Origin of the sequence: Frigoribacterium sp. MEB024, from assembly GCF_000878135.1 — a bacterium.
In the GTDB taxonomy this organism is placed as follows: Bacteria; Actinomycetota; Actinomycetes; order Actinomycetales; family Microbacteriaceae; genus Frigoribacterium.
This window is the reverse complement of record NZ_JXQZ01000028.1, coordinates 57,449-68,605: the sequence shown is the minus strand read 5'-3', so window position 1 is coordinate 68,605 and position 11,157 is coordinate 57,449. Positions and strand designations below refer to the sequence as shown.

Here is an 11,157-nt window from a genome sequence, read left to right as displayed (position 1 = left end):
ACCCAGTGGGGTGGGACGTCGGCACGCAGTCGCTGGTCGTTCTCGCTCGATCCCTGCCGAGCGGGTTCGGGAGCGGGCGTGGGGTCGCTGCCCGGCACCGGGTCGGTGCTCACCCGACGCCCGGCCCGCCGACGCACCACCAGGGGGCTCGGCTCGGCCGCCTCGAGGGCGTCAGGGGCATCGCCCTCGGACGCCGCGCCTCCCGGGGTCATCGACGGTTGACGTGCTGGCTGGCCGACAGGGCCGGCACCTCGTGCGTGTGCGAGTCACCGATGCCGAGCACCTCGGCGACGCGCTCGGCGACGGCGTCGGGGTCGGTGAAGAGCTGGAACGCGTGCACGCGGATGTAGTGCCAGCCGAGCCGCCGCAGCACCTCGGGACGCGAGCGCAGCGACTCGCGCAGGCTGGTGCGCGAGAGCGTCGTGTCGGTCTCGATCGTGACGCAGACACCGTCGTGGGCGGCCACGAGACCGAGTTTGCCCCGGTGCCCGAGCGCGACGGGGATGCCCTTGACCTCGAGCCGGCGAGCAAGGTCGACGAGCATGGGCTCACTGTCGTCGGGGACGTGCTCGGCCGACGTCCGGGCCTGCACCTCGGTGAGGATCTCGCTGAGCGCGACCGTCCCGTGGCCCATGCGACTCGAGTCGATGTCGCCCGGTTGGAAGCAGGTGACGATGACCATCGACCGACGCGCCCGCGTCATGGCGACCGCCAGCAGGCGCTCGCCTCCCGGCTGGCCGAGCGGACCGAAGTCGCTCAGCACACGACCGTGCGGGGTGCGGCCGTAGCCGATCGAGAACACGACGTGGTCGCGGCTCTGGGCGACGCTCTGCTCGAGGGTGGCGATCATGAACGGCTCGCTGCGGTCGCCCACGACGAACTCGGTCAGGTCTTTGTGCCCCGAGACGGCGGTCAGCACGGCCTGCTGGACGCGGATGGCGTGCTTGGCCGACGCCGTCAGCACCATGAGCGACTCGCTCGGACGCGTGCGGGCGTGCTCGAGGACGAGGGACACGACGCGGTCGACCTCGGCGTCGACGCTCTCGACGGCGCCGGACTCGGGGTCGGGGACGGCGGTGCCGCCCGAGACGTAGTCGAGCGCGATGCTGCCGTGGCCGAGGAAGCTGCCCGCCCAGGGCAGGGACTCGATGCGCCCGCCGTAGAACCGGCGGTTGACGAGTTCGGCGAGGTCTTCTCCGCCGGCACGGTAGCTGCGCGTGAGGGAGAGCGTGGGCAGCAGGGTCGCGAGGCGCGCCAGGGCGCTCTCGGAGTGCGACGTGGCCAGGGCCTCTTCGTCGGCGTCGACGGGCGGCTTGCCCGGCACGACGCCGATGTCGAACTCGGACGGGGTCTGGGTCACGGGGTCGCCGAAAGCCACGGTCTGCTTGCCGCGGCGGATCGCCCCGACGTTCTCGGCCAGGGTCGTGGCCCCGGCGTCGACGAGCACGACCGTGTCGAACGGCACGGTGTCGGCGATGGTGTGGACCTCGTACGGGGACGCGACCCAGACGGGAGCGACGGCGCGCGACAGGTGCGGGGCCGCGTCGTGCAGCAGACGGGCGGTCAGGTGGCCCTGACGCAAGAGGTTCTTGAGCGCCGACGCCTCGTCGGGCCAGTCGACCAGCCCGATCTTCCAGTTCTCGGCCAGCAGCCACGCGAGCAGCTGGGCGCTGCCCGCGGCGTGGGCCTCGTCGACGAGGCGGAAGTCGGCCTCGAGCCGGTCGAGCATGGCGGTGTTGGCGCCGAGCAGGGCGCGGTCGGCCTCGAGCAGCGACTCGAGTGCCGAACGCCACCAGGCGAGCTCGAGTTCGGCGGCGACCTGGTGCTCGGGCACGTGGCGGTTGGCCAGGTCGGTGATGAGCGGGGTCAGTTCGAGGTCGCGCAGGGTCGTCATGAGCTCGGTGCGCTCTTGGAGGTTCTGAAGGACGTCGCTCTCGGCGGCGAGGGCCTCGAGACGCTGCTGCAGCTCGACGATGCCGATCTCGGTCAGCCCGTCGTCGCCCGTCAGGCCGAGGGGGCCGTCGAGTCGTTCGAGGTCTTGCGACACCTGCTGGTGGAGCACGTGCGTGTCGGCGATGCCCGTCGGCACCTCGGGCGGGGTGCCGGCCGACACGTAGCGCTGCCACACGACGCGCTGCTGCTGGATGCGCTGCAGCGCGCCGTGCAGGTCGGCGATGTGGACGCCGGGTCGCACGTACTCGCGGGCGAGCTTCTTGAGTCGACGACGGTTGGCGCTCGACATGTCGGGCGCCTCGCGCTTGGGTGCCGTCGCGGCGACGAGCTCGGCGACCGATCGGTCGAACACCACGGGCATGAACTTGTCGAGGGTGTCGCGGATCTCGGTGAGCAGGCGCAGGTAGACGCCGAGCTCGGAGACGCTCTCGAACGGGCGCATGCGGGTGCTGCCGATGACCTCTTCTGCGCGCTCGAGGAGGCGGGGCAGGTCGCGGTGGTGCAGGTTCTTGGCGAGCTGGTGCGCGTCCCCGGCCCCGACGCTCTCGGTGAAGCGGGCGCCGTACCAGGGCGAGTCGCCCGGGCCGTACTTGAACTCGCCCAGGTTGGCGGCACCGACCATCGTCTCGGCGACGCGGCCGCGACCGTCGACCATGGCGGCGATGCTGCGCCGGCTGAGGCGGGCGGTGGTCGCCGGGGCCGCGGGCAGCAGGGCCAGCCGCGAGAGCTCGGTGAGGCAGTCGAGGACCGAGACGCCGAGCTCGGGATCGCGGCGGCTGAGGGCGCCGCGGTAGTCGACGAGCACCTTGCGGAGGCGCACGAGGGCGTCGTCGACTTCTCCCATCTGAGGGTGGGTGGCCTTCTCGTTGCGGGAGATCGACCGGATCACGTCACGGCGCAGGGTGGTCGGGCTGACGGCGACACCCGGCAGGCCGACGTCGGCGAGGCGGCTCGTGATGCCCCGAAGCGTCGCCCGGCGGGCGCTCACCACGAGGACGCGCTTGTTCTGCGACACGAGACGGCCGACCGCGTTGACGATCGTCTGGGTGCCGCCGGTGCCCGGCAGGGTCTTGACGACGACCGAGTTGCCCGCGGCGATCTGCGCCACGACGTTCTCTTGTTCGGGGTCGGCGTCGAGCAACAGGGTGTCGGTCTCGGGGCTGCGCTCGTCCTGCGGCGTCGCCGTGGTGGGTCGGTAGGCCTCTTCGACCTGACGGATGGCCATCGGGTTGCCGGCGAGCGCGTCGAGCACCGGGTGCCCGAGCTCACGGGCGTCGAGGGCCATCTCGGTCGAGACCTCGGCGAAGGTCGAGACCACGAGTCGCGGCTGGACCGTGAACCACTCGAGGTGGGCGGTCAGCCCGCGGAGGCGGTCGATGACCGGGTTCGGCGTGAACGACCCCTCTCGACTGGCGAGCGAGACGAAGGACTCGGCATCGAGCGTGATGCCGAACTGGTCGTGCAGGGCGTCGACCAGCGCCGGGTTGAGGAAGGGCTCGCCGAGCAGCTTGACCTCGAAGTCGCGACCGTGGCGCCGGATCGCCAGCGGGCGCAGCAACACGGGGGCCCGGAAGTCTTCTCCGGCGAAGGACCAGGCGGCGACGCCGATGGCCAGGTGCACGGCGTCGATGCCGCGGACCGTGCTCAGCTCGAGCCCCTTCGCGGCGATCTCGCCGGCTGCGGCGCGGGCCGTGCGCAGGGCGAGGTCGTCACGGATCAGGCTGGACAGCAGGGTCGTCTTGCCCGTGATGAACTGGGCGAGGCCACCGGGGTGGGTCGTGCTCAGCTCGATGCGCGACCGCTGCGAGTCGCCGAAGTGCAGCAGCGTCGAGGAGCCGCCCACTCGTCGGAGGGACTCGCGCCAGGTGTTCCAGACGGGCTCGGCCACGTTGCCCAGGGAGTGACCCGGGTGCCCGAGGCTGACGGCGTGGGGTGTGATCACGCCCGTGGGCGCACCGGTCGGGACGGCGACGGAGTCGTTCTCGTCGTCGTTGTCATGCTGTCTGTCGGCTCGCCACACCCTGACACCTTAAGCGGTCCGCCTCGACAACACCCGGAGGACGGGCGGTTCCGTCGCGAGTCGTCACGCCGGGCCGTCCTCACGTCGGTGGACCCCTCGGCGACACATGATGCCCATCGATGTTGGTGTTACGTCATCCGTCATGATGCGCGACACGATCGGTTACGTGAGTTGTCGTCATAACCGAGCGCTCCCACGTGAACGTACAGTACGGTCATCACGGGGGCTATTCAATGAGCTGACACGACACCGTGTCTCGACACCAGGAGCGCACATGCCTTTCGAACAGAAGTACAGCGACGAGACGCGAGAGAAGTCGCTCGCCCGGGTGCTCGAACGTCGCGAGGCCGAGCCGGGCAACCGGGCGATCATCCGCGAGACGGCGTCCGAGTTCGAGGTCGGCGAGCAGTCCCTGCGCGGATGGATCCGGGCCCACGAGCGGTCGATCGCCCCGACGCCGGCACCCGACGACGCGGTCGAGAGGGAACTCGACGTCACCTCGGACGACGACGAGGCCGCCCCCTCGACCGCGGCGACCCCGCGCCGGGGTCGCCCCCCGGGTTCGGGGTCGACCGCCACGGCCGAGCGCGTCGCCGAACTCGAGGCCGAGGTCGCCAAGCTGCGCCGCGACCGCGAGGCCCTGAAGGGCGCGATGGCGGTCTTGCTGGCCGACTGACGCGGCACCTGACCCCCGGGCCGTCGCCCGGGAACGACGAGAGCGCCCGACACCGCGACTGCCATCCGGGGCCGGGCGCTCTCGTGTGCTCGGTGCGAGACCGAGACGGACCGGTGCGGCCGCCCGGTCTCGGAGGGGGGACGAGACTCGCGGGCGGCCGCACCGACTCATCCAGTATGTCACGTGGCATTTCACATGTCAAACGGTCGGTGTGACCGCACACGAGGAGGCGCCGGTCGGCTCGGCGACGCGGGTCGCCCCTCGGTCGGGGCGCGGCCCTATGCTGTCGCCACGCAGAGCGCGTGCACCACTTCGTGCAAGGGGACTCCCATGGCAGGCACCTTCGTCGTCACACAGGACACCTCGGGCGAGTACCGCTTCGTCCTGACGGCAGGCAACGGCGAGGTCCTCGCCTCGTCCGGCGGCTACAAGCAGAAGGGCGCGGCGATGAACGGCATCGACGCCCTGCGCCTCACGGCCGTCGACGCCGTGGTCGACGACCGGACGGACGTCCCCGTCCCCGGTCACGCCGACTGACCGCGGCCCCGTCCCTCGGTCACCCGGGGCGGCCGCCGGTGGCGACGGGGCGCGTGGGGTCGTTCGACCAGGCGCTCCACGATCCGGCGAAGAGCACCGGGTCGAACCCGGCGATCGTCGCGGCCAAGGCGTTGTGGCCCGCGGTGATGCCCGAGCCGCAGTAGACGGCCACCGGTGTCGCGGGCGTGACCCCCGCCTCCTCGAACCGGGCGCGCAGCGCGGCGGCATCGACGAACCGACCCGTGGAGTCGAGGTTGCCCGCCGTCGGCAGGTTGACGGCACCCGGGACGTGACCGGCCCGCGGGTCGACGGGCTCCACGTCGCCGCGGTAGCGCTCGGCGGCCCGACTGTCGATCAGCACACCGGTGCGCGACCACGAGGCGGCCGCGTCGGCGTCCATCACGGGCCACGGATCGTCGCCGAGGGTGACGTCGCCGGGCTCGACGTCCGCGTCGCCCTGCTCGAGGGGTAGGCCCGCGTCCGTCCAGGCCGTGAGCCCGCCGTCGAGCAAGCGCACGTCGGCGACGCCCGAGGCCCGCAGGAGCCACCACGCGCGAGCCGCCGACTGCCCGCCGAGGTCGTCGTAGACGACGACGGCATCCCCGTCGCGCAGCCCCCACCGGCGCGCGGCGGCCTGCAGGTCGGCCCGGTCGGGCAGCGGATGCCGCCCCTCGACGGGCGCGCCGTGCCGGGCGAGCTCGGTGTCGAGGTCCACGTAGACCGCGCCGGGCAGGTGCCCCTCGCGGAAGGCGGGGAGGCCGTCCGGGCGGTCGAGCCGCCAGCGGACGTCGAGAAGGCGCACCGCTCCCCCACCCGTGAGGGTCGCGTCGAGCCCGGCAGCGGTCACCAGGGGATGGCTCATGCCGACGAGGCTAACGGGCACCCCACACGTGAGGTCTGCTCGATGTCGAGGGATCGCGCGGACGGGGACCGACCGGTCCCCTAGCGTGAGCCCCATGACCGACCACATCGTCCTCGCCGGAGCCAGCGGCTTCATCGGGCAGCACCTCGCGGCCGCGTTCCGCGCCGAGGGTGCCCGCGTCAGCCTGATCGGCCGCCACGGACCGGACGCGTCGTGGGGCGACACCGCCGGCATCACCGCCCTGCTCGACGGGGCCGACCTGCTCGTCAACCTCGCGGGCAAGAGCGTGAACTGCCGCTACGGCCCCGAGAACCGCGCCGAGATCGTGCGGTCACGCGTCGAGACCACACGCGAACTGAAGGAGGCGGTGCTCGCGTGCGCCGCGCCTCCTCGGGTCTGGATGAACTCGTCGACGGCGACGATCTACCGCCACGCCGAGGACCGCCCGATGACCGAGTCGGGCGGCGAGATCGGCTCGGGGTTCTCGGTCGACGTCGCCACCGCGTGGGAGGCCGAGTTCTTCGCGGGCGAGCTGCCCGCCACCCGTCGCGTCGCCTTGCGCATGGCGATCGTGCTGGGCGACGGCAGCGCACTCGTCCCGCTGATGAACCTCGTGCGGGCGGGTCTCGGCGGGCCGCAGTTCGACGGCCCGTGGCCGGCCACCCGGGCACGGCTCGCGGCCGGGACGTACCACCACGAGGGCCGAGGCGGTGGGCGGCAGAAGTTCAGCTGGATACACGTCGACGACGTGCTCGGGGCGATCCGGTTCGCCCGTGCGGACTCGTCCGTCGAGGGCCCGCTCAACCTGTCGTCGCCGAACCCGAGCGACAACCGCACCGTGATGCGCACCCTGCGCCGCGTGCTCGGCGTGCCGTTCGGCCTGCCCGCCTGGCGGTGGATGCTCGAGCTCGGCACGGCCGTGCTCCGCACCGAGACCGAGCTCGTGCTCAAGAGCCGGTGGGTGCTGCCCGAACACCTCGTCGACGCCGGGTACGAATTCGAGCACCCTCACCTCGACGAGGCCCTCAAGAGCATCGTCGCCGGGAGGCGCGGCGCGGCCTGAGCGCGGAGGTCGCGGTCCGCGGGCACCGGGTCAGCGGAGGACGGAGCTGAGCAGCAGGCTCGTCTCGCTGTTGACGACGCCCTCGACGCTGCGGATGCGGGCCAGCACGCGATCGAACTCGCCGAGCGACGACGTGCGCAGCTCGGCGACGAGGTCCCAGCCGCCGTTCGTCGTGTGGAGCGACGCCACCTCGGGGAAGCCCCGCAGCTGCCGGATGACGTGGTCGGTCGACCGCCCCTCGATCTCGATGAAGCCGACGGCACGGATCAGGTCGGGGTCGTCGGCCTCGCGCACCCTCACGGTGTAGCCGAGCACCGTGCCCGTCGCCTCGAGCCGGTCGAGCCGCGAAGTGATCGTCGCCCGCGTCACGCCCAACCGCCGCGCGAGGCTCGCCGCCGACTCGCGCGCGTCGACCCGCAGGGCCGCCAGGAGGCGCCGGTCGAGTTCGTCGAGATCCGCCATGACCCGAAACGTACAGCACGACCGCGCAGAACGCGTGATCAGGCGAGCGGAATGGCGCTCGATGGTGATTGTGGCTGCACATCGCCCAGTCCTAACGTGGTGCCACCCGGACGCGACGACCGAGCCGGGCCGAGCAGGAGGAGGTCGCCGTGGTGCGCTTCGTGGACGTGCAGAACATGATCCGATGGGTCACCGACCGCGGGGTCGGCCCGATCACCAGCGGCATGGTGACCGCCCTCGAGCGCGACTTCGCCCGGTGGCCCGCCTTCGACAAGTCGCCCCGCGTCGCCTCCCACAGCCCCATCGGCGTCATCGAGCTGATGCCGGCCAGCGACAGCGAGACCTACGGCTTCAAGTACGTCAACGGCCACCCGTCGAACCCGGGACGCGGTTACCAGACCGTCACCGCCTTCGGCGTGCTCGCCGACGTCGACACGGGCTACCCGACCTTCCTCGCCGAGATGACGATCCTGACGGCGCTCCGCACCGCCGCCACGAGCGCCATGGCCGCCAAGCGCCTCGCCCGGGCCGACTCGCGCGTGCTCGCCCTGATCGGCGCCGGTTCACAAGCCGAGTTCCAGGCCCTGGCGATGCGCGCCTCCCTCGGACTCGAGACGGTCCGCGTCTTCGACGTCGACCCCCGCGCCACCGCGAAGTTCGTCCGCAACCTCGAGCCGCTCGGCTTCGACATCACGGTGTGCGCGAGCCCCGGCGAGGCGGCCGACGGCGCCGACGTCATCACGACCTGCACGGCCGACAAGCAGAACGCGATCGTGCTGCCCGACGAGGCCGTCCGCCCCGGCGTCCACGTCAACGCGATCGGCGGCGACTGCCCGGGCAAGACCGAGCTCGACCCCGCGACGCTCCGCCGGGCCGACGTCTTCGTCGAGTACCCCGAGCAGACCCGCGTCGAGGGCGAGATCCAGCACCAGCCGGCCGACTTCGCCGTCACCGAACTGTGGCAGGTCGTCGCCGGGCAGCGCCCCGGGCGGACGAGCGACGAGCAGATCACGATCTTCGACTCGGTCGGCTTCGCCATCGAGGACGTCTGCGCCCTCAAGTACCTGCGCGAGGACGTCGTGGGCACGGACTACGCCGTCGAGATCGACCTCGTCGCCGATCCCGACGACCCGAAGGACCTCTTCGGCCTCGTCGCCGCCCGTCGGCCCGTCGGCGTCTGAGTCGTCGGCCGACCCGGACCGGCACCCGCCGCACGAACAGCGCCGAGACCGTCGTGACGACCGTCGCTCCCCCGCCCCGCGCCTCCTCGTCCCCGGCCACCGCCGCGGTGACGTCGGCGGCGTCCCCCGCACTCCGCGCCTCCTCGCGCACCCGAAGCGCCGACGAGGAGGCGCGGACGGCCGTCCAGTCGCCCGCCGCGGTCGTGATGGTGCGGCCGCACCACTTCACGCCGAACCCGCAGACCGCGGCCGACAACGCGTTCCAGACCGACCCGGCCGAGGTGGACGCGACCCGGGCCCAGCTCGCGGCACGTGCGTTCGACGAGGTGACCCGGGCGGCCGAGGCACTGCGCGCGGCGGGCGTCACGGTGCACCTCGTCGACGACGAGCGGACCGACCGGCCCGACGGGGTGTTCCCGAACAACTGGTTCTCGACCCACGACGACGGCCGGGTGGTGCTCTACCCCATGCACTCGCCGAACCGCCGGGGCGAGCGACGGACGGACGTGGTGGACCTGCTGCGCGAGCGGTACCTCGTGACCGAGGTGCTCGACCGTTCGCCGCTCGAACGGCGCGGGATCGTCGTCGAGGGCACCGGGGCGCTCGTCCTCGACCACGTCGGGCGCGTCGCCTACGTCGCGCTCTCGCACCGGGCCGACCGGGCGGCCGTCGCCCTGGTCTGCTCCGACCTCGGACACGAGCCCGTGACCTTCACCGCCACCGACGCGACCGGCGTGCCGATCTACCACACGAACGTCATGATGAGCGTGGCGTCGCGGTTCGCCCTGGTCGGCCTCGAATCGATCGAGTCGACGAGCGAACGGAGGCGCGTGGTCGAGCGCCTGGCGGCCTCCGGACGCGAGGTGGTCGCCCTCACCCGCGCCCAGCTCGGCGAGTTCGCCGGCAACGCGCTCGAACTGGCGGGGGCCGACGGACCCGTGCTGGCGATCTCGGCACGCGGCTGGGCGTCCCTCACGACGGCGCAGCGCCGGACGATCTCGAGGCACGCCCGGCCCCTGCCCCTGGACGTGCCCACCATCGAGCTGGCCGGCGGGTCGGTGCGCTGCATGCTGGCCGGGGTGCACCTGCCGCCGCTGTCGCGTCCACATCCTGCAACGCAACCGACCCTGCGGACGCCTCGCCGACGAGGGCCCTAGCCTTGCACGCACTGCAGCTTCTCAGCACTGTCACGGTCGCTTGAGGGCACGCCCCCAGCGGACCCCCACGTACCGTCTTCTCAGGAGCCTTCTCCGCTGTCCGGCCGCTCGTGCCGCTCAGCCCGACCCGCCTCATCAGCCCGACCCACCCGGAGCATCCCCGTGGACGTCTCACTGACCACCTGGCTCATCACGATCGCCGTCACCATCGCGTTCTTCGTGTTCGAGTTCTTCACCCACGTGCGCAAGCCGCACGAGCCGACGATCGGCGAGTCCGCCCGCTGGTCGGCGTTCTACATCGGTCTCGCGCTGCTGTTCGGCGTCGGCATCGGCTTCGTCAGCGGCTGGGGCTTCGGCGGCGAGTACTTCGCCGGCTACCTCACCGAGAAGGCGTTGTCGATCGACAACCTGTTCGTCTTCCTGCTGATCATGACCGGGTTCGCCGTGCCGCGCATGTACCAGCAGAAGGTGCTGATGATCGGCATCGTCATCGCGCTGATCATGCGTGCGGGCTTCATCGCCGCCGGCGCCGCCCTGATCGAGAACTTCTCGTGGGTCTTCTACCTCTTCGGCGCCCTGCTCTTCGTGCTGGCCTACCAGCAGATCAAGGGCGACCACGGCGGCAACGCGGCCGACAACGCCTTCGTCAAGATCGCCCGCCGCGTGCTGCCCGTCGACGACGAGTTCCACGAGGACAAGTTCACGGTCAAGAAGGGCGGCAAGCGCTTCGTCACGCCGCTGCTGCTCTGCGTCATCGCGATCGGCTTCGTCGACCTGGTGTTCGCCCTCGACTCGATCCCCGCGATCTACGGGCTCACCAACGAGGCCTACATCGTCTTCACCGCCAACGCCTTCGCCCTGATGGGGCTGCGCCAGCTGTACTTCCTGATCGGTGGACTGCTCGAGCGTCTCGTCTACCTGTCGCAGGGTCTCGCGATCATCCTCGCGTTCATCGGCGTGAAGCTCGTCTTCCACGCCCTGCACGTCAACGAGGTGCCGTTCATCAACGGCGGCGAACCGCTGCTCTGGGTGCCCGAGATCCCGATCTGGTTCTCGCTGCTGTTCATCGGCGCCACCATCACGGTCGCCACGATCGCCAGCCTCGCCAAGACCCGCGGCGACGCCCAGAAGGCCAAGCGCGACGAGATCGACGGCGAGAAGGTCACGGTCGCCAAGGACTCGGACGACCCGACCCGCCACTAGGCGGCGGCTCGAACAGCACCGCGTCTCGTGCACCGCACCGCGA

At 71.7% G+C, this 11,157-nt stretch carries 9 protein-coding genes; 6 read left to right on the top strand and 3 right to left on the bottom strand.

Annotated elements, in window-relative coordinates:
- Window positions 1-208 precede the first annotated feature (208 nt).
- Window positions 209-3,973, bottom strand: a complete 3,765-nt coding sequence (locus SZ60_RS06700) for an ATP-binding protein (RefSeq protein ID WP_043594760.1) — start codon at window positions 3,971-3,973, stop codon at window positions 209-211.
- Between the two features lie 274 nt (window positions 3,974-4,247).
- Between SZ60_RS06700 and SZ60_RS06695 the strand changes: the two genes are divergently transcribed.
- Both SZ60_RS06695 and SZ60_RS06690 read left to right on the top strand, forming a co-directional pair.
- The gene (locus tag SZ60_RS06695) at window positions 4,248-4,649 is read left to right on the top strand and encodes a hypothetical protein (protein ID WP_043594759.1); all 402 of its coding nucleotides are present in this window, start codon (window positions 4,248-4,250) and stop codon (window positions 4,647-4,649) included.
- Between the two features lie 330 nt (window positions 4,650-4,979).
- Entirely contained in the window at window positions 4,980-5,186 is a 207-nt protein-coding gene (locus tag SZ60_RS06690; protein WP_043594758.1) for a DUF1508 domain-containing protein, read from the top strand.
- Window positions 5,187-5,205: 19 nt separating this feature from the next.
- Here the strand turns inward: SZ60_RS06690 and SZ60_RS06685 are convergent, their stop codons facing one another.
- Entirely contained in the window at window positions 5,206-6,048 is an 843-nt protein-coding gene (locus tag SZ60_RS06685; RefSeq protein WP_043594756.1) for a sulfurtransferase, read from the bottom strand.
- 94 nt (window positions 6,049-6,142) lie between these two features.
- Here SZ60_RS06685 and SZ60_RS06680 point away from each other — a divergent pair, with 94 nt between their 5' ends.
- Window positions 6,143-7,111, top strand: a complete 969-nt coding sequence (locus SZ60_RS06680; protein ID WP_043594754.1) for an epimerase — start codon at window positions 6,143-6,145, stop codon at window positions 7,109-7,111.
- Between the two features lie 30 nt (window positions 7,112-7,141).
- Here the strand turns inward: SZ60_RS06680 and SZ60_RS06675 are convergent, their stop codons facing one another.
- Window positions 7,142-7,573: an Lrp/AsnC family transcriptional regulator gene (locus SZ60_RS06675; protein WP_043594753.1), complete on the bottom strand. Its 432-nt coding sequence runs from the start codon at window positions 7,571-7,573 to the stop codon at window positions 7,142-7,144.
- Between the two features lie 149 nt (window positions 7,574-7,722).
- Here SZ60_RS06675 and SZ60_RS06670 point away from each other — a divergent pair, with 149 nt between their 5' ends.
- The 3 genes from SZ60_RS06670 (at window position 7,723) to SZ60_RS06660 (ending at window position 11,114) form a co-directional block, all read left to right on the top strand.
- Window positions 7,723-8,754 (top strand): ornithine cyclodeaminase, encoded by a 1,032-nt coding sequence (locus tag SZ60_RS06670; RefSeq protein ID WP_043594752.1) that lies wholly within the window; start codon window positions 7,723-7,725, stop codon window positions 8,752-8,754.
- A gap of 53 nt (window positions 8,755-8,807) precedes the next feature.
- Complete coding sequence (ctlX, locus tag SZ60_RS06665; protein WP_197073520.1) at window positions 8,808-9,911, top strand: citrulline utilization hydrolase CtlX; 1,104 nt, start codon at window positions 8,808-8,810, stop codon at window positions 9,909-9,911.
- Window positions 9,912-10,073: 162 nt separating this feature from the next.
- Window positions 10,074-11,114, top strand: a complete 1,041-nt coding sequence (locus SZ60_RS06660) for a TerC family protein (RefSeq protein WP_043594751.1) — start codon at window positions 10,074-10,076, stop codon at window positions 11,112-11,114.
- Window positions 11,115-11,157 lie beyond the last annotated feature (43 nt).